Below are 18,323 nucleotides of genomic sequence, written 5' to 3' on the forward strand. Positions count from 1 at the left end.
CCATCCGGCTCCCGCAAAACAGTATTGCGGCGACTGCGCAGCCGATGTCTGCGGCGGGTTACTTGCAGAAATCAGAAACATGATCAGCGGCGTCCGCTACGCTCCCAAAAGCCGACTTCCCCAGCCGACGCCTGAGCTGCGTTCGCAAACTACCGGTTATGGAAGAAATCGGCCCGCGGCCGAGGCTCGATGCGCCAAATCCGAACGTTCGGCTATACCTCGAAAAGCGGACATCGCGTGAGACGTCCGCTAAGCCAATAGCCGACATCAGTCGGCCTATTCGATCACCTTGTCGGCACGAAGCAAAATCGCCTCGGGAATGGTGAAACCAGCGGCCTTCGCCGACTTCAGATTGACAACTAGTTCGAATTTGGTTGCCTGCTGCACCGGAAGTTCAGCGGGCTTGGCACCTTTCAGAATACGACCAACATATTTTGCAAGTTGAACCCAGGTATCGAAGATGCTCGTGTAGTAGGCCATTAGTCCTCCATCGGGCAGGTAATCGAGATTTCCGTAAACAGCAGGAAGTCGCTGCTCGGCAGCAAATGCAATGATCTTCGATCGATTGGAGACAAGAAGCGCATCGGATTCGACAACCAGACCGTCAGGCTTCATCTTCGCGATGGCTTGCAGGGCGCTGTCAACGCCATCAGCATCCCCAATTGTAAAATACTGCGGCTTTACACCAATCGAACTTGCCGCTTTCCTGACGCGATCGACATAAGCGTCGCTGGCTGAAGTGCTGCTCGCCAATACCGCGACGCTGACTGCGTGCGGAAACGTCTCCTTCAAAATTTCAAGCCATTTCTCGCTCAACGTGGTCCCTGCCGTGAGCGACATGCCGGTCACATTGCCGCCTGGCCGCGCTAGACTTGCGACAAAGTGAGACTCGAGCAGATCGGGAGTGGTGGCGACGATCGGAATCGTCGACGTGCCCTCCATAGCAGCGCGTGTCACCTGGTTGCCCGGGCAAAGGATAAGACTGACTCGTAGCTCAACCAATTCGGCAATGATCTTAGGCAGACGATCAAGTTGCGAGTTGGCATATCGTTCTTCGAGAACAAAATCGCGGCCCTCGACGAATCCCAAATCGCGCAAGCCTCGCCGCATTCCGTCGCGAGTGGAGTGCTCCGAGTCCTTCGACCCAATCCAGATATATCCCAGATGAGCGGGCCGTGCTTCCTGGCCGCGTCCTGAGTTTGAGCTTGCAAGCAACACGCCGCCGACTAGCGTAATGAACTCGCGCCGTTTCATTGCAATCAGGCCCCTGTACTCTCTCAACGAGAAGCCTAGGTAATTTTCGGTTGGGGGTCCACCGGCCGGTGTCCGGTTTGGGTCCAACGGCGACTTCGCCGACCCGTTAGGCCGAAGTCCGCTCCAACCGAAAGCGGTCATTGCCGCGCTCGTCGTCGGAGTCAGCAGCGGGCCATAACCGGAAATCGTCACGCTACTCGATAAGAAGCAACTTCAATGCGCCCCCAGGAGCGGCCCTCCCGGAAAGCGAACTCCAAATCGTTGGATGAGGCTGGGAAGGCTGCTCATGTCCATATCAAGCTCGTAGCTGGCGCAAAACGTTTGCCGGCGTCTGCTCCTTCGATCATAAAGCGGGCGCTGGTACCTCCCAAAATTGCGAGATGACTACTACTAGGGCCTAGTACTCTTGGTGATGTCATGGGTCCCCTGCTTCAAGAATAGGCCGCGCGGCGCAGTTATAATGCTCAAGAGCGAAAGCGTATTCTCTGCCGCTCGTTCGATCAACTGAGACAGATGTCGGTTTCGGTCGTGAGCGTCGTTTTGAACGGCGGGAAGCGTCGTCCGCTCGCCCCCAATCAGCGGACTATTTCAGAACCTGAGCCGGCCGTCGCTTCGGGGCCATTTCCGAACTCATGCATTGCGGCAAGAGCCAGTCATTCGATCACGTCGTCGACGGTTGAAAGTGGGCCCGGCGGCAGGGTCAAACCGAGAGATTTGGCAGTTTTCAAGTTGATGACGAACTCAAACTTAGTTGCCTGCACGACTGGTAGCTCGGCCGGCTTCTCTCCCTTGAGAATGCGTCCGACGTAAACCCCAACCAAACGGTAATTATCAGTAAGATTCGTTCCGTAACTCGCGAGACCGCCTGCTTGCGCGAATTCGCGCCATTCGGAAATAGCAGGCATCTTATAGCGTGCCGCAAGGGACACGATGTGTTCTCGTTGGCTGGCGAAATACGGATCGGAGCCTACGAGCAGCGCACTGATTCCTTGCTGGGCAAACGCCTGAAACGCCGCTTCAATCTCCTGCTCATTGCTTGCTTTCAGAATGGTAATCGGGCGGCTGAGCGCGAGTGCCCCTTGCGCGATATCTTTCAGCTGATTGTCTGCATTGTCATTTCTGGGATTGACCAGAATTCCGAAAATACCGGCCGACGGGAGAAGTTCGGAAAGCAAACCAAGCCGCTTTGCCTCAAGAGTTGCCGTTATGTAGCTCACTCCCGTCATGTTTCCGGCGGGCCGGTTGAGGCTCTTGACCAATCCAAACTGCACGGGATCACTGCCATTTCCGAAAACCAGTGGGATGGTAGCACTGGCGGATTTCGCGGAAAGGGCCGTCTGTATGCCACCACATGCGGCGATCACGGCAACACGGCGTGATATAAGTTCGCCGGCCAACGTTGGCAGCCGATCATATTGTCCTTCCGCAAAACGATATTGAATCTCAAGGTTGCGGCCTTCGACAAAACCGGTTTCGGCGAGACCTCTCTTAAATCCATCGACCGCCTGCGCAGACTGCATTTTGAGACCGCTGTGGAGAAAGCCGATTACCGGCATCGCAGATTGTTGCGCACCTAACGTCCGCGGCCATGCAGCTGTCGCTGCGCCACCGGCAAGCGCCATGAAATCGCGTCGTCTCATCTTATTCCCACGGCTCTATCGAACCCATTTAGACTAGCATGCCGCAAAAGAGCAACAATACGCGAGGTCGGCAGCTGGGAGTCAGCTTCGGGTCATTTTCGACCGAGCCTCACCGGCGGCCCGCAACAACGATGTCCGCTACGCTCCAGGAGCGACGAACCGTGTGGGTTCGCCGCATCCAGGAGCCTCGCGAAAAGAAGATGTCGTGGTCTGAAGCCGCGCTCGCGGCCGCCTGCGACCCTTTCGGGTGGTTTTGCGTTTATCTGATCTTCGCAAAATCTTGGAAGGTCGGTTTCATCCTCTTGGCCGTTCTTGCAGCCGTGGGACTGATCTCTGGACTTGTGATTTTGTGGGTAAGGCGACATGCGCGGCAATGAAGAGGCCGCCAACTGAGGCGGCCTACTCGTCGGGGGGAAGCTCTGCCTTTTCCGCTTCGAGATCGGCGATCAGCGCCTTGATCCCGTCTAGCGTTTTCTGGTCGGTCAACTGACTTTCCAGCACGTGAAGGTGTCGGATTTCCTCTTCGATGTCTAAGCTTCGTTTCTTCATCAAGCGAACAATACGGGCGCACCGGCAAACGTTCCGCAAGCAGCGTCTATTCGTCCCAAATTCGCTCGCCGCACTTTTCACATTTGAAAAGCCGAATCGTCCTGCCGCTCTCTGGGTCGAGAAACTAATGGCTGAGTTGAAGGACGGTGGCGCACGCCGGGCAACGGAGAAAACGATCTCGCGTCTGCGTCGCTTCTTGATCGTCGACCATGCCAGCCTCGCCGCACGAGCTCCAAGCGCAAAAGTAAGCGTTTGTGCCCTCTATTGGACGCCGAGTTCTTTGACGGCGAGGGCTGACAGTTCCTTCGCTTCGCGGACGCCGCGCTGGCCCAGCTCTATGATCTTTTTTGCGACCATCTCGGTGATGGGGTCATTGCGATCAACAAGGCCTAGAGCGCGCAAGGTACGCTCATAGGCATCGGTCAAAGTTGAAATCTCCTCCGGCCCGAACGGAGAGTTCTGTAACAGGCGATATATAGCCATTTTGTGCGCCCCTCCCGAGCGCACAATAGCAACCGGTGGCGCTGCCTACTCTAAACTAGGTGAATCCGAACTTGTTCGGTCTGGAACGATGCTGCGGTGCAGGACTCGGCTTAATGGCCCCGACAATGCCCTTGTCTGGGGCCGCGTCCCATGCGCAACAGGCCCCAGTGTTGTGACCCCCGCTCACTGGGGCCATTCGCTTTCCGAAGCCTTCCCGCTCATCCAAACCGCTTCGCTCAGCGGCGAGCAATTCAAGCGCGCGCTTCATCTCAGGGGTAAAGCAACCTCCGAGGCCTATGGTTGCAATGGCAATCTCGCGCGGTGTCCTTAGACGCAACGACCTTAAAAGCTCGGCTACTCGTTTGCTACTTGGCGGCAGTTCGGTCACTTTACGGAGCCTTCGCGACACTGTTCCGGCCTAACACGCAACTTGATCCTTAAAGTTCACTTGTGAACGTATGGGTCGAGAACCTGGGCCGCCGGCTGCCCTGTCATTGCGCTTTATTTCGGCGCTTGCAAGCCGCGGTAGTTTGCCCATGCGTCGATATGCGAAGCAGTATCGGCCTGGCGCGCTCTTCTGAGCAGGTTGTCTTTTTCGATGCCGGGATGGAGCTCGTTGGCCTTCGCACGCAATTCGTCTGCGAAGGTTTTGAGTCGGTCATTGAATGAGAAGTCTTGTTCGACACGTCGCTGCTCTGTCATGGCGCGCTCCTTTCCGTTGGAGGAAGGCGGGAGCGCTGTGATGGGCGATCTCATCACCGATGAATGCCACGGGCCGAGCGGTGATGGCCGCAGTATGTGACCGTAAATCTGCGGATGCGAGTCGTTTATTGACAGGTGTAGCGGGAACGGTCCTGACGAACGTCCGCTTACTCAAAGTTACAAATTAGGACATTTGTCGGCTAAGGATCATTTTCGACCGAGCCTCACCGGCGGCCTGCAACAACCATGTCCGCTACGCTCCAGGAGCGACTGACCGTGCGGGTTCGCCGCATCCAGAACCGACCCTAAAACAGCTGCGTCACCGCAAAGATGATCAGCCCGACGAGGCCTCCGACCAGCGTGCCGTTGATGCGGATATATTGCAGGTCGCGCCCGACCGTGAGCTCGATCCGCTCGGTCAGTGTCTCGGTGTCCCAGTTCTCGACCACGTTGCGGATGAATTGCGCGATCTCGGTGCGCCGCGGCGCGACGGTGCGCAGCACCGCGACGCGGAGCCAGCGGTTGATGCTATCGCGCAACTGATCGTCATTCTGAATGCGCGCGCCGATATTGGTCAGCAGGCGCTCGATCACCCGCGTCATCTGATCCTGCGTCTCCTGCGCCTCCAGCCGGTTTTCGATCGACACCCAGAGCGCGTCGATTTGCGTGATCACGGCCGGCGTCGCCAGCATGCGCGCTTTCAGCGCTTCGCCCTTTTCGATCAATTCGGGCTTGGTGGCGAGGTCGGCGATCAGCTGCTCGACCGTCGTGGTCATCTCGATCCGCCAGGGATGCTCCGGCGCGCGCATTTCGTCGAGAATGCGGGTGACGCCGTCGATGATCCTGTCGGCGACGATGCCGTCGATCCATTTCGGGATCAGCCGCGAGGTGCGTTTCGAGACCTTGGCGCGGATCGCCTCGCGGTTCTTTGCGAGCGTCGCGCTCGCCCAGTCGAGCAGTCGCTCGGCGAGCGCCTGCATTTCGCCATGCGCCCACAGCAGCGACAGCAACTTTGACGCAAAGGCGGAGGCCGGCACGCGCTCGATGCCGCCGCGCACCGCGCCGCTGAGGAAGGCGTTGAGGTCTTCGCGCGGCAGCGCCGTGAGCGCCTGGTTCAGCGACGAGGTCACGCGCTGCGCCACTTTCCCGGCATTGTCGCCGCGCAGGATCCAGCGCGCCGCCCAGCCGGAAATATCGACGTCGCGGATGCGCTCGGCCAGCACGCGCGGCGAGAGAAAGTTGTTGGCCATGAAGCGGCCGATCGCAACGCCAATGCGCTCCTTGCTCTTGGCGACGATCGCTGTATGCGGAATCGGGATGCCGAGCGGATGACGAAACAGCGCGACCACCGCGAACCAGTCGGCGCAGGCGCCGATCATGCCGGCCTCGGCAAAGGCCCTGACGTAAGCGAGCCACGGCCACTGCTTCATGAAGATCGAGGTCGCGACAAAGATGACGAGCATCAGCACCAGAAGCGAGGTGGCGAGCGTCCGCGCCCGGCGCAGCGCGCCGCGGCGTTCCTCCATGCTGCCGCTCGCGATCAGCGTGCGGCTGAAAGCCTTTGGGGCTTCCTTGGGTTTGACTTCGGGAGGGGCGAGATCAGGAGACCGCATGGGTTTTTGGCATAGCTCTAATTCGGCATATCGCTCTTTGATATGAGGCCTGCCATAGGTACCCTCAAGAGTGCGGAGAGTGAAGGGCGAGCACTCCGCTCAAATGGTTCATATCAGCTGCGCCGTCCAGGCGCCCGCCCGCGAGCGCTCCCGCTCGCGCAAATGCAGGAATCTTCCAATTCATGAACGACGGCACACCAACAGGGGAGAAATCCCCGGCGCCAAAAATGCGGTCCTTTGCGGCGATGCGCCATACAGGCTTCCGCGCGCAGTTTTCGACCTATGTGCTCGCGATGATGGCCGACAACATCGAGCACGTGATCAGCTACTGGGTCGTGTTCCAGAAATTTCACTCGCCGGCGCTCGGCGGCTTTGCGGTGGTCTCGCACTGGCTGCCGTTCCTCCTGTTCTCGGTGACATCGGGCGCGCTCGCCGAGCGCTTCGATCCGCGAAGGGTGATCCAGTGCGGCATGGCGCTCTTCATCATCGCCTCGCTGAGCTGGGGCTATTCCTTTTTCACCGACAGTTTGCAGATGTGGCAGGCGATGGCGATCCTCGTCATCCACGGCTGCGCCGGCGTGTTGTGGCAGACGCCGAACCAGATGCTGATCTACGACATTGTCGGTCCGACCGAGCTTGAAAGCGCGGTGCGTCTCAACGCGATGGCGCGTTATCTTGCCGTGCTCGCCGGTCCCGCCGTGGGCGCGGCCATCCTGCTCGCCTTTGGACCGGCCTACGGCATCATGCTCAACACGGTGTTCTATCTCCCGCTGGTGCTGTGGCTGATCGGCGCGCCCTATGGGCCGAAGTTTCGCAAGGCGGCCACGGCCGCGCCACGCCGCGCCGTGCGCGGGCTTGGCGACATCATCTCCACCATCCGCGACATCAAGGGACACCCGACAATCGTGTCGATGGTGCTGCTCGCCGGCGCCGCGTCGTTCTTCGTCGGCAATGCCTATAGTTCGCAGATGCCGAACTTCGCCGCCGATCTCAGGCACGGCGATCCCGGCCTTGCCTACAGCATGTTGCTCGCGGCCGACGCGGCCGGCGGGCTCCTGGCTGGTTTGATCCTGGAGGGAGGGGGCTTGCTGCCGCCAAAGCCGCGCACCGCAATGATCCTGGCGCTATTATGGGGCGGGGCGCTGACGGTGTTCTCGCTCGCGGGGACCTACTGGCTCGCGCTTCTCTTCCTGCTCGCCGCCGGTTTCCTCGAACTGTCCTTCAACGCGATGGCGCAGAGCCTCGTGCAGCTCGATGCGCCGCCCGACAAGCGCGGCCGCGTCATCGGCCTGTTCAACATGGCAAGCCTTGGCCTGAAGACGTTCAGCGGCTTCTCGGTCGGCCTGCTCGGAAGCCTGATCGGGATTCACTGGTCGCTCGGCGTGTCCGCGCTTGCGGCGATGCTGGTCGCGGGCGTGCTGCTGGTTTTGCCTTGAGGGTGAGGCAAGGGCCGTGGCCAATCACAAGGACGTCCTCGACGGTACGGCGATGCCAGCTTTTTAGTCCCGTTTGGTGAGCAGCAGATTGCCACGATTGCTGATCGCCGCCTGGGCTGCTTTGGCAAAACGCTGCAACAGCCACGGCAGAGTGACCTCGAGCCGGGCATGATCGTCCGCAACGTCCAGGTGACCGGACGCGACCTGCCCGAGCGCGCTCACGCAAAACACCAGGCGATCGCCTTCCCACCTTTGCTCGTCGATCTGAAGCATTGGTATGCCGGCGAGGGCGCGCGCCAGGCCGGCCTTGATGCGGCGCGTAGCCTCTTCACGGCCGAGGCGATGGGGAATGGAAACGACGAGAGGCGCCGACATCTGGAAGCTCCGGCCGAGTTAACGCCCAAACGTCCGCATTGTTCGAAAAACGGCGGAGTTTGAACGCCTGCTCCCTACCTGCGCATGTCTAGAGACTGGCTCCTTCCGGGGGGCCAAGAGCAAGGACAGTCTTTCCGCCGGCATACTCGCGAAGCCAAATGTCCCTGATATCTTCACCGCGGCCACGCACGGCAAACGAAACTTCGGGAAACCTGGCGGCAAGCTTCGAGAAGATCTCGATGACGGCGTATGAGATAAGCTTGAAGCTCGCCTTCTTTGTCGTGACGAGCTCGCAGATGTCCTTGGCGACATCACGATGATATTGATTGCTGGTGACCAGCAATTCAATCTCGGCCAGCCGGCGCTCAATGTCGAATTCCGGAGTCTCGCCCAGCTCGTCAGAGTCGATATATTCAAAGTCGACAAAGGTGTACCAGCTCATGCTCTTTCTCCAGAAGTGGAGTCGACGAGGCTTCTCAGGGAACCGGGCCGCGCTTTATCCCCTCATCACCGTGAGGTTCGAGACGACGGAGCCTTGGGCGCGCGCGGCCACATCGACATCACCTGTTCCACCACCTTGCGCAGGGACGCGCGCGAGGCGCCGTCGCGGGCCTTGATCGAAAGGCCGTAAAGCGTCGTGATGATCAGCGCGGCAAGCGCCTCGACATCGGTATTGGCTGGAAGCTCGCCGGCGTCGCGCCCCATCGCGATGCGGTCGCGAACCAGCCGCTCGGCAAGGCGCCTGCGGCCGGCGAGTTCCTCGGCGATGTCGCTCGATTCGGTCGTGCAGTTGGTCGCGGCAAGCACCACCATGCAGCCCTTGGTGCCCTTCGGTTCGAAAAAGGAATCGATCGTGCCCATCATGAGATGGCGCATCGCGCGCTCGGCCGTCGGCTCGTCGCACAGCGCCGCTTTCGCAAAGCTGCCGGGACCGGCCTGATAACGATCGACCGCTTCGAGGAAGAGGCGCTTCTTGTCGCCGAACGCCGCGTAGAGTGACGGCGGCGTGATGCCCATCGCGTCCGTCAGGTCGCTCACTGAGGTGGCCTCATAGCCCCGCCGCCAGAACAAATGCATCGCGCAGTCCAGCGCTTCGTCGCGATCGAACGCCCGCGGCCGCCCGCGCGGCCGGGAGGGTGGCTCCGCTCTATTCATAGCGATCGATATATATCTCTTGACGCGGCGGCGCAACCATGCGCATTAATGTATCGATCACTATGAAATTTATGAAAGCGGCGAGATGTCCAAGATCGATGGCAAGAGGTTTGGCCCCTGGGCCGTGATCACCGGCGCCTCTTCAGGAATCGGCCGCGAATTCGCCCGGCAGATCGCCGCCTCGGGTATCCATGTGGCGCTGGTCGCAAGGCGCGAGCCCCAGCTTCACGAAGTCGGTCTTGAGTGTTCCAGGGAATTCGGCGTTGAGCATCGCGTGATTGTCGCGGACCTCGCGGTCGAAGGGTTCATCGCTCGAATAGCCGAAGCAACGCGCGAGCTGGACGTCGGACTTGTGATTTCCAACGCGGGCAGCGCAAATCCCGGCCGGTTTCTCGACAAGAACAGCGACGAACTGGCGATGACGCTGCGATTGAGCGCGCTGGCGCACGCCGAAATGGCACGCCACTTCGGCCGGCGGTTGGTCGACCGCGGACGCGGAGGCCTCGCCTTTGTCGGTGCCGTGGGTGCGGAGAACGGGGCGCCGTTCATGGCGCATGACGGGGCTGCCAAGGCTTATGTGCGAAGCCTCGCGCTCGCGCTTCATGAGGAGTTCAAGCCCTTCGGCGTCTACGTCACGGCGGTCGCGCCTGGTCCGACAGACACGCCTGTGCTCGCCAGATTCGGCCTCGATCCGAAAACCATGCCGCTCAAACCGATGCTGGCCGGCGATGTGGTCAGGGAAGGTCTGCAGGCACTTTCCGCAAACCGGGCGACGCTGATTCCCGGCCGCATGAACCGGATGATGCGGGCGGTCGTTCCGGCCAGCGTGACGCGATCCATGATGATGCGAATGTTCGCGAACATGCCGGAGCTGGCGAACCCGCCATCCTGACGCACGCACCGCATCAACGATCCAAGAAAGGTACTTTGCAGACATGAAATCGCTGACAGGGAAAGTCGCGATCGTCACCGGCGCGAGTTCGGGCATCGGCCGCGCGGTCGCGCGATTGTTCGCGGAAGAGGGCGCGCAGGTCGTGGTCGGCGCGCGGCGCGCCGCCGAGCTTGATCGCCTGGTGGCGGAGATCGAGGTTTCCGGCGGCAAAGCTGCCGCGCTGGCCGGCGATGTCCGCGACGAAGCCTATGCGCGGGCGCTGGTGGGCCTGGCGGAGACGACGTTCGGCGGGCTCGACATCGCCTTCAACAATGCGGGCACGCTCGGCGAAATGGGGCCGACGACCGAGGTCTCCGTGGCAGCTTTCACCGAGGCGATCGCGACCAACCTGACCGCGGCGTTTCTGGGCGCCAAATACCAGCTGCCGGCGATGCTCCGGCGCGGCGCGGGCTCGCTGATTTTCACCTCGAGCATCGCGGGCCACACGGTTGGATTTCCGGGCGTTGCGAGCTACAGCGCCAGCAAGTCCGGCCTGATCGGCTTGACGCAGTCGCTGGCGGCGGAGTTCGGTCCGAAACATATTCGCGTCAACGCCATCCTGCCCGGCGCGGTCGACACGCCGCTCTACCGGCAGATGAATGCGACCGCCGAGGCGCAGAGCTTCATCGCCGGCTTGCATGCGCTCAAGCGCGTCGCCTCGCCGGAAGAAATCGCCCGCGCCGTTTTGTATCTCGCCTCCGACGACGCCTCGTTCATGACCGGCGCTGCGCTCATCGTCGATGGCGGCACCTCGATCAACCGTACCTGAGCTCATCGATGCGAAAACCAATCTGTCTGATTACAGGCGCGACCGAAGGCATCGGCCGCGCCACCGCGATCGAACTCGCGCGGAGAGGATACACCGTCGTGCTCGCCGCGCGCGATGCGGCCAAGGCGCAGGCGGTCGCCGGCGACATCGAGGCAACCACGGGCGAGCGCGATACCGGCGTCATCACCGCCGACTTGCGCTCGCTCGCAGATGTGCGCGCGCTCGCCGAGGCGTTCCACCTGCGTTATCCGCGTCTTGATGTCCTCATCAACAACGCCGGAATCTTTCCGGGCGCGCGCCGGCTCACCAGCGACGGCTTTGAGGCGGCCTATCAGGTGAATTATCTGTCGCAATTCTACCTCACGCATCTCATGCTCGGTGCATTGAAGGCGGCGCGGCAAGGCCGCGTCATCAATCTTTCCTCCAGCGTCCACGCCAATGGCAGGTTCGATCCCGGCAACCTGCAAAGCGAGAAGCGGTTTTCCAGCTTTGGCACTTACGCGAATTCCAAGCTGTTGATGCTGCTGTTCACGATCGAGCTTGCCGAGCGGTTGAAGACGACGCCGGTCACCGCCAACGCGGTCCATCCCGGCGTCGTCAAGACGCCGATGATGCTGCGCGCGCCCGGCATCTTCAGGGTCGTCGCCTGGCTGACGCTGCCGTTTGCACTTTCGCCGGAACAGGGCGCCGCCACCTCGGTGTACCTGGCGACATCGCCCGAGGTGGGCGGAGTGAGCGGGAAATATTTCGCGCGTTCGAGGCAAGTCGACGTCAAGAGCGCGTTCAACACGCCGAAAAATCGCGAGCTGCTATGGAATCTCAGCTTGAAATCTCTGGGGCTCGCAGAGGCTCCGCGCGCGTGAGCGAGACGCTCGGCGCCGGAAAACACGCTGCGCGGCCGCGCCGCCGCTGGCGTCCGGTCGCGCTTGGGATCGCGGTGATGGCAACCGCAGCGGCTGCGGCCGGCTGGGCGATGTCGCAGCATCGCCAGGCCGGAGAGACCTCTCCGGTCAAGCCGACGCCGGCGTTGACCGTTACCGCGGTGCAGCCGCAGCGCGCGATATGGCCGGTGGAGCTGGAGGCCTCGGGCAGCATCGCCGCGTGGCAGGAAGCGAGCATCGGCGCGCGGGTCTCTGGCTACGGCCTCGTCGAGGTCCTCGTCAACGTCGGAGACGAGGTTACGAAGGGCCAGGTGCTGGCGCGTCTCGATGCCGAGTTGCTGCAGGCTGACGCCGTGCGGCTGCAAGCCAATGCGGAGCAGGCGAGGGCCAACGAGCAGCGCACGCTGAGCCTTCAGAAGACCGGCACGGTCAGTGACCGCGACGCGTTGCAGTTTGTGACCCAGGCCAGGACCGCCGAAGCGCTGTTGGAGACCAACCGCCTGCAAATCCGTTACACCGACGTCGTGGCGCCGGACGATGGCGTGATCAGCTCGCGCACGGCGACGCTTGGTGCGGTCGTCGCGACCGGGCAGGAGCTGTTTCGCCTGATCCGGCAAAATCGCCTGGAATGGCGCGGCGAGTTGACGGCCGAACAGCTCCTGCATGTCGCAGTCGGCCAGCACGTCGAGCTGCGGCTACCCGGCGGCGGAGCGGCGATGGCGAGGGTTCGCCGGCTGGCGCCGTCGCTTGATCCACGAACCCGGCTTGGCATCGTCTATGCCGATGTCGTCCCCGGCAGCGCGGCGCGGGCGGGAATGTACGCGGGCGGGCGCATCGTCACTGGCGAAAGCGACGCAATCGTGGTGCCGGCGGAATGCGTGACGATACGCGATGGCCGCAGCTACGTGCTGAAGCTGTCGGATGAAGAGCCATTACCGCGCGTCGCCCTGAAGGCTGTCGTGGTCGGCCGGCGTCAGGCCAGCGAATTGCAGATTGTCGAGGGGGTCCGAAGCGGCGATCGCCTGGTTGCCATCGGCGCCAGTTTTCTCAATGACGGCGACCTCGTGCGTGTGACCGAGGCGACGGGCGGCGGCCGGGCGGAGGCCTCGCCATGAATCTCGCAACCTGGTCGATCCGCAATCCGATCCCCACCACGCTTTTATTTGTCCTGCTCGCCTTCGCGGGGCTGTGGGCGTTTCGCAATCTGCCGATCCAGAACATCCCCGACATCGACCTTCCCACGGTCAACATTGCCTTGCTCGAACCCGGCGCCGCGCCGGGGCAGCTTGAAACGGAGGTGGCGCGTCGCGTCGAGGATTCGGTGGCGACGCTGGGCGGCTTGAAACACATCCGCACCTCGATCACCGACGGGCGGGTGTCGATCACCGCGCAATTTGTGCTCGAAAAGCCGATCTCCGAAGCGTTGATTCAAACCAAGGACGCGGTCGATCGGGTGCGCTCCGATCTTCCGGCGGACCTGTTGCAGCCAACGGTCGGCGCTGTGACGATCGGCGGCGATGCGGTTGCCGTCTATGCGATCGCTTCGGATCGCATGGACGAGGAGGCGCTGTCGTGGTTCGTCGATGACACCGTCGCCAAGGCCGTGCTGGGCGTGCCGGGCGTGGGTCGGATCGAACGGGTCGGCGGCGTCCAGCGCGAAGTACGCATCGAGGTCAATCCGACGGAACTGGCTGCGCTCGGTGTTGTGCCGGGAGACGTCTCGCGCGCGCTGCGGCAGGTCGAACAGGAATCCTCCGGCGGCAAGGGGCAGTTGGGCCAGTCGGAGCAGGCGGTCCGCACCATCGCCACCGTCCGGCAGGCATCCGATCTGGCCGCTTTGCCGATTGCGCTTGCCGATGGCCGGCAAATCCGCCTCGACCAGGTCGCGGTGGTGCGCGACGGCATCGCCGACCGCAGCAAGGCCGCGCTGTTGAACGGCGCGCCGGCCGTAGGATTCAAGGTCTTTCGCGCCAGGAATTTCGACGAAACGCGCATCGTCGACGGTGTCAAGGCTGCGCTCGATCGCCTGAAGGCCGCCGAGCCGTCATTGAGCTATCGCCGCGTGTCGGGTTCGGTTGCCTACACGGTCGAGCAATATGACGGCTCGATGCATATGCTCTACGAAGGCGGCGTGCTCGCCATCGTCGTGGTCTTCTTCTTTCTGCGCGAATGGCGGGCAACGCTGATCGCCGCAACCGCCCTGCCGCTGTCGATCCTGCCGGCCTTCGCGGCCATGTTCTGGCTCGGCTACTCCCTGAACATTCTCACATTGCTGGCGCTGGCGGTGGTGGTCGGGATTCTGGTCGACGACGCCATCGTCGAGATCGAAAACATCGAGCGCCACAGCAGGTCCGGACGGCCGATCGCACAGGCCGTCGCCGACGCCGTCGAGGAGATCGCGCTCGCGGTCACCGCGACCACGATGAGCCTCGTCGTGGTGTTCCTGCCGACGACCTTCATGAGCGGCGTACCCGGCCTGTTCTTCAAGCAGTTCGGATTGACCGCGGTCGTTGCGGTTCTGGCCTCGCTCCTGGTTGCGCGCCTGCTGACGCCGCTGATGGCGGCGCGCTGGCTTCATGCGAGGAAGGTGGAAGAACGCGGCGACGGGAGGCTGATGCGCGCCTACCTGTCGGCGGTGCGTTGGTGCCTGGATCATCGCAAGACCACGGCGGTCGGCACCGTCGCGTTCTTCCTCGGCTCCATCGCGCTGGCGCCGCTGCTCCCGTCCGGGCTGATACCGCCGTCCGATGCCGGCTTCACCACGGTCAACATCGAGCTGCCGCCCGGAAGTTCGCTGGACAGCACGTTGCGCGCGGCCGAAGAGGCGCGAGAAGCGATCAAGGACGTGCCGGGCATCGCCGGCATTTTGACCACGGTCGGGGACATCCAGCGCGGCAGCGGCGGCTCCGAGGGCGACACCCAACAGGCGGGCGACGTGCGCAGGGGCGCGTTGATCGTGACGCTTGCGCCGCGCGACGAACGTGCGCGGCAGGTCGTGCTGGAAAATACGCTGCGCGAGCGGCTCGCCGGGGTTCCCGGCGCGCATTTCCACATCGGCGCCGGCCGGCCCGGCGAGAAGATGGAATTGATTCTTGCAAGCGACAATGCGCAGGCGCTCAAGGCGAGCGCCGAGGCGCTGCAACATCAAATGCTGAGTCTGCCCGGCCTCTCGAACGTCAGCACGACCGCAAGCCTCGAGCGGCCCGAGATCATCGTGCGGCCCGACTTTCGCCGTGCCGCCGAGCGCGGCATCACCTCGGCGTCGATCGGCGAAGTCGTGCGCATCGCGACCAGCGGCGATTTCGACGCGCAGGTGGCGCGGCTCAATCTCGACGGGCGCCAGATCTATCTGCGTGTCCGGATCGCCGACGCCGCACGTCGGGATATCGAGACGCTCGCAAACCTGCGCGTAGCGGGTCGCGACGGTGCGGTGCCGCTTTCAAGCATCGCCAGCCTCTCGGTCGAGAGCGGACCCTCGCAGATCGACCGCTATGACCGCCATCGCTATGTCACCGTCGATGCCGATCTCGGCGGCACGCCGCTTGGCGCGGCGCTGAACGCCGCGCTCGACCTGCCGGCGGCGCGCGGCCTGCCGGGGAGCGTCAGGCTGATTCAATCCGGCGACGCCGAGACGGCGGCGGAACTCGCCGCCGGATTCGGCATCGCGGTGGTCGTCGCCGTGCTGTCTCTCTTTTGCGTCCTGGCGCTGTTGTTTCAGGATTTTCTGCAGCCGGTCACCATCCTCTCCGTGCTGCCGCTGTCGTTCGGCGGCGCCTTCGTGGCGCTTCTTTTGGCGCGCAGCGAACTCGACCTACCGGCCATGATCGGCGTCGTCATGCTGATCGGGATCGTCTCGAAGAATTCGATCCTGCTGGTCGAATATGCGGTGGTGAGCATGCGTGATCACGGCCTCTCGCCGAGAGACGCCGTTCTTGCGGCATGCCGCAACCGCGCCAGAGCCATCGTCATGACGACGTTCGCGATGACCGCCGGGATGTTGCCGCTCGCGCTCGGATATGGCGCCGATTCCAGCTTCCGCCAGCCGATGGCGGTCGCGGCCATCGGCGGTCTGCTGAGTTCGACGGCGCTCAGTCTTCTCGTCGTGCCCGTCGTGTTCACCTATGTCGATGGTTTCGAGCGGCGTCTGTCGCGGCTTTGGCACCGCGAGCCGGCGCCAGCCTACGGCACTGCCGAACCGCTTTGACATCAATCGGATGGTGTGGAGGGAGATCTTGCGATGATCCGGCAGCTCGGATTTTTCTACGGCGCGGCTTTCATCTCGGGTGGCGTGCTCGGCTTCGTGCCCGGCGTCACCGTTGACGACGTGTTTCTCGGCATCTTCGCGGTGAACCCGCTGCACAGCGCCATGCATATCGCCTCGGGTGTGACGTTTCTGGCGGCTTCATCGTTCGGTGCCGGCGCCGCACGCGCGTGGTTCCAGATTTTCGGCGGCATCTATGCCGCGCTCGCCGCGATGGGCTTTTGGGTCGGCAACGGCATGATCCTCAACTGCATCACCAACAACCGGAACGACAGCTGGGGACACGCCGGACTTGCGCTGTCAATGTTGCTGTTTGGCTTTGCAACGACAAGGCCTACGCTGGCGCGCGCGTGAGCCGCTGGCCCGCCCAAATCGCGCACGGGCGCCCTAAGGCCTCATGACCTCAGGGGCACGCGGTCATGTTCGAGCATAACGTCGTCAGCTTGCGGGAGGCTTGCGCGACGTCGCACGGCCGGGCCGGCTGCTCATGCCGGTCGTGGTGCCGGCCCCGAAGTGCGTACGGTGGGCCATGTGGTGACGCATGGCGTGGTGGTGCATGGGCATGGCTCTTGGCGCGGTCGTGGCCTCGCCCGACGGTCCTGTCGAATCCGGCGGTGGCGATGTTTGCGCGAAGGCGATGGCCGGCGCTGCGAGCAGCGAGGTCGCGAGAAGCGCTGAGGCGAGAAGTTTGCTGGACATGAAAATCTCCGTGTCAACGTGACGCGGGAAGCAAACCTGCAACCGCAGTTTGTGTTCCCGTCTGTCATCGAGGGAACAACGCATCACGCGCGGGGCAGGTTGGAGTGCTCCGCATGACTCACGTCCGTGTCCGGTGCGCCCGCGCGCCCGCGCATTGAGCGGAAAATATTTCACGCGAGGCGAGCAAACGAACTTCAAACCGTTCGACGCAACCGCGAGCATGCTGCAGCCCGCGTGAGCCGCACCAGGCAAAATGAGCGCGAGCGCCCAAAGGCCATGACGACCTCAGGGCGCACGCTCTCTCACGTTCTGACTTTCGCAATCAGTAGCTGGAAGGCTTCTCTGCGGTCGACTTGTTGCCCTTATGGCTCTTCGACGAGCTCATGCCTGTGGTCGTGCCATGTTTCATGTGGGTCGATCTCATGGCGTGGTGGTGCATGGACTTTGGCGCAGGCTGATATCCGCCAGACGGTCCTCCCGACGGCCCTGTCGAATCCGGCGGTGCTGATGTTTGCGCGAAAGCGACGGCTGGCGCGACGAGCAGCGAAGCCGCCAATAGTGTCGAAGCGAGTAGTCGGCTCTTCATGTGGATCTCCCGGTCGTCAATTGATGCGGGAAGCAAACCGGCGACCGGAGCTTGTGTTCCAAATCCTCGCAATTGTAATCGGGGTGCAACGCGTCGAACGCGGGGCTGCTTCAACCGTGCCGCGGGCACCTGTTCCAGCGAGCGGGTTCCCGTAGGCGTTGGCATTCAAGAAAGCCGCACTTATAGTCGCGCGAGGGCCAAGTTTAGTCGCGCGAGGGGCGAAGTTTTGCGGGTTACGATCATTACGGGTGGGGGGTCCGGAATTGGCGCTGCGGTGGCGCGCCGTCTGGCGAGGCCCGAGGCCTGCCTGATGCTGCACGGCCAGGGCAGCGACGCGGCCGGCGTTTCGCGTCTGCAAAACGTGGCCGGCGAATGCCAGGCGCGCGGCGCCAGGGTCGAGGTTTTGACCGGCGACCTCGCTTTGGCGGGAACGGGGTCCGCCCTGGTCGGCGCGGCGCGCGAAAAATTCGGCCCCGTCGATGCGATCGTGCATGCGGCGGGCTTTGCCGACCGGCGCGGTTTTGCGGAGCTGCCGCGCGAGGGCCTGATGCGCCCCTTTGCGGTGATGGCGGCAAGTTTCCATGAAATGACCAGCGCGGCGCTCGCGGATCTGAAACGGCCGCAGGCCAGAGTCGTCGCGGTCTCGAGCTTTGCGGCGCATCGCTTTACACCGGATTCGACCTATCCGGGATCGGGCTCGGCCAAGGCCGCGCTCGAAGTGCTGGTGAAGTGCCTTGCCATCGAACTCGCATCCTCAGGCGCAACCGCCAACGTCGTCGTGCCCGGCTTCACGCGCAAGGATCCTGGCCTGAAAGGCGCGCTCGATGCAGCCAGCTGGCAGAAGGTCGCGAGAGCAAATCCGTTGTCGCGGCTTGCCGAGGCCGATGAAGTCGCTGCCGTCGTCGCCTTCCTGCTTTCGGCGGAGGCTTCGCATCTGACCGGCGTCTCGCTGCCGGTCGATGGCGGACTCACATTGATCTAGTTCGGTG

The 18,323-nt window shown here is 62.7% G+C and carries 19 protein-coding genes; 8 read left to right on the top strand and 11 right to left on the bottom strand.

What is annotated here, in order from left to right:
• Positions 1–276: 276 nt before the first annotated feature.
• From VFB05_RS07005 to VFB05_RS07030, 6 genes are all read right to left on the bottom strand, one after another.
• Positions 277–1,254 (bottom strand): ABC transporter substrate-binding protein, encoded by a 978-nt coding sequence (locus VFB05_RS07005; RefSeq protein ID WP_325010380.1) that lies wholly within the window; start codon positions 1,252–1,254, stop codon positions 277–279.
• A gap of 653 nt (positions 1,255–1,907) precedes the next feature.
• Complete coding sequence (locus VFB05_RS07010) at positions 1,908–2,876, bottom strand: ABC transporter substrate-binding protein (protein WP_325010382.1); 969 nt, start codon at positions 2,874–2,876, stop codon at positions 1,908–1,910.
• Between the two features lie 417 nt (positions 2,877–3,293).
• Positions 3,294–3,443, bottom strand: coding sequence for a hypothetical protein (locus VFB05_RS07015; RefSeq protein ID WP_325010384.1), 150 nt, complete (start codon positions 3,441–3,443; stop codon positions 3,294–3,296).
• A gap of 261 nt (positions 3,444–3,704) precedes the next feature.
• Positions 3,705–3,869, bottom strand: a complete 165-nt coding sequence (locus VFB05_RS07020) for a hypothetical protein (protein WP_325010386.1) — start codon at positions 3,867–3,869, stop codon at positions 3,705–3,707.
• A 558-nt stretch (positions 3,870–4,427) separates the two neighbouring features.
• Positions 4,428–4,628, bottom strand: a complete 201-nt coding sequence (locus tag VFB05_RS07025; protein ID WP_325010387.1) for a hypothetical protein — start codon at positions 4,626–4,628, stop codon at positions 4,428–4,430.
• Positions 4,629–4,933: 305 nt separating this feature from the next.
• Positions 4,934–6,241 (bottom strand): DUF445 domain-containing protein, encoded by a 1,308-nt coding sequence (locus VFB05_RS07030; RefSeq protein ID WP_325010389.1) that lies wholly within the window; start codon positions 6,239–6,241, stop codon positions 4,934–4,936.
• A gap of 227 nt (positions 6,242–6,468) precedes the next feature.
• Here VFB05_RS07030 and VFB05_RS07035 point away from each other — a divergent pair, with 227 nt between their 5' ends.
• Positions 6,469–7,677: an MFS transporter gene (locus VFB05_RS07035; RefSeq protein ID WP_325010391.1), complete on the top strand. Its 1,209-nt coding sequence runs from the start codon at positions 6,469–6,471 to the stop codon at positions 7,675–7,677.
• Between the two features lie 63 nt (positions 7,678–7,740).
• Here the strand turns inward: VFB05_RS07035 and VFB05_RS07040 are convergent, their stop codons facing one another.
• From VFB05_RS07040 to VFB05_RS07050, 3 genes are all read right to left on the bottom strand, one after another.
• On the bottom strand, positions 7,741–8,052 hold the full coding sequence (locus VFB05_RS07040; protein WP_325010393.1) for a polyhydroxyalkanoic acid system family protein: 312 nt from the start codon (positions 8,050–8,052) through the stop codon (positions 7,741–7,743).
• 88 nt (positions 8,053–8,140) lie between these two features.
• Positions 8,141–8,494, bottom strand: coding sequence for a hypothetical protein (locus tag VFB05_RS07045; RefSeq protein ID WP_325010394.1), 354 nt, complete (start codon positions 8,492–8,494; stop codon positions 8,141–8,143).
• Positions 8,495–8,559: 65 nt separating this feature from the next.
• Entirely contained in the window at positions 8,560–9,129 is a 570-nt protein-coding gene (locus VFB05_RS07050; RefSeq protein WP_325010396.1) for a TetR/AcrR family transcriptional regulator, read from the bottom strand.
• Between the two features lie 163 nt (positions 9,130–9,292).
• Between VFB05_RS07050 and VFB05_RS07055 the strand changes: the two genes are divergently transcribed.
• From VFB05_RS07055 to VFB05_RS07080, 6 genes are read left to right on the top strand one after another with little or no spacing between them, the layout of a single operon-like run.
• The gene (locus VFB05_RS07055) at positions 9,293–10,099 is read left to right on the top strand and encodes an SDR family NAD(P)-dependent oxidoreductase (protein ID WP_325010398.1); all 807 of its coding nucleotides are present in this window, start codon (positions 9,293–9,295) and stop codon (positions 10,097–10,099) included.
• Between the two features lie 43 nt (positions 10,100–10,142).
• Complete coding sequence (locus VFB05_RS07060) at positions 10,143–10,907, top strand: SDR family oxidoreductase (protein ID WP_325010400.1); 765 nt, start codon at positions 10,143–10,145, stop codon at positions 10,905–10,907.
• 8 nt (positions 10,908–10,915) lie between these two features.
• Entirely contained in the window at positions 10,916–11,770 is an 855-nt protein-coding gene (locus VFB05_RS07065; RefSeq protein ID WP_325010402.1) for an SDR family oxidoreductase, read from the top strand.
• Complete coding sequence (locus tag VFB05_RS07070) at positions 11,767–12,903, top strand: efflux RND transporter periplasmic adaptor subunit (protein WP_325010404.1); 1,137 nt, start codon at positions 11,767–11,769, stop codon at positions 12,901–12,903. Before VFB05_RS07065 ends, VFB05_RS07070 begins: the two co-directional genes overlap by 4 nt.
• Positions 12,900–15,992, top strand: a complete 3,093-nt coding sequence (locus VFB05_RS07075) for an efflux RND transporter permease subunit (RefSeq protein ID WP_325010406.1) — start codon at positions 12,900–12,902, stop codon at positions 15,990–15,992. The genes VFB05_RS07070 and VFB05_RS07075 overlap by 4 nt, the downstream gene beginning before the upstream one ends.
• A 33-nt stretch (positions 15,993–16,025) precedes the next feature.
• On the top strand, positions 16,026–16,403 hold the full coding sequence (locus tag VFB05_RS07080) for a DUF4383 domain-containing protein (protein WP_325010408.1): 378 nt from the start codon (positions 16,026–16,028) through the stop codon (positions 16,401–16,403).
• Positions 16,404–16,487: 84 nt separating this feature from the next.
• Here the strand turns inward: VFB05_RS07080 and VFB05_RS07085 are convergent, their stop codons facing one another.
• Both VFB05_RS07085 and VFB05_RS07090 read right to left on the bottom strand, forming a co-directional pair.
• On the bottom strand, positions 16,488–16,748 hold the full coding sequence (locus VFB05_RS07085; RefSeq protein ID WP_325010410.1) for a hypothetical protein: 261 nt from the start codon (positions 16,746–16,748) through the stop codon (positions 16,488–16,490).
• A 322-nt stretch (positions 16,749–17,070) separates the two neighbouring features.
• Complete coding sequence (locus VFB05_RS07090; RefSeq protein WP_325010412.1) at positions 17,071–17,334, bottom strand: hypothetical protein; 264 nt, start codon at positions 17,332–17,334, stop codon at positions 17,071–17,073.
• Between the two features lie 226 nt (positions 17,335–17,560).
• Here VFB05_RS07090 and VFB05_RS07095 point away from each other — a divergent pair, with 226 nt between their 5' ends.
• Entirely contained in the window at positions 17,561–18,316 is a 756-nt protein-coding gene (locus VFB05_RS07095) for an SDR family NAD(P)-dependent oxidoreductase (RefSeq protein WP_325010414.1), read from the top strand.
• Positions 18,317–18,323 lie beyond the last annotated feature (7 nt).

Origin of the sequence: Bradyrhizobium sp., assembly GCF_035652035.1 — a bacterium.
In the GTDB taxonomy this organism is placed as follows: domain Bacteria; phylum Pseudomonadota; class Alphaproteobacteria; order Rhizobiales; family Xanthobacteraceae; genus Bradyrhizobium.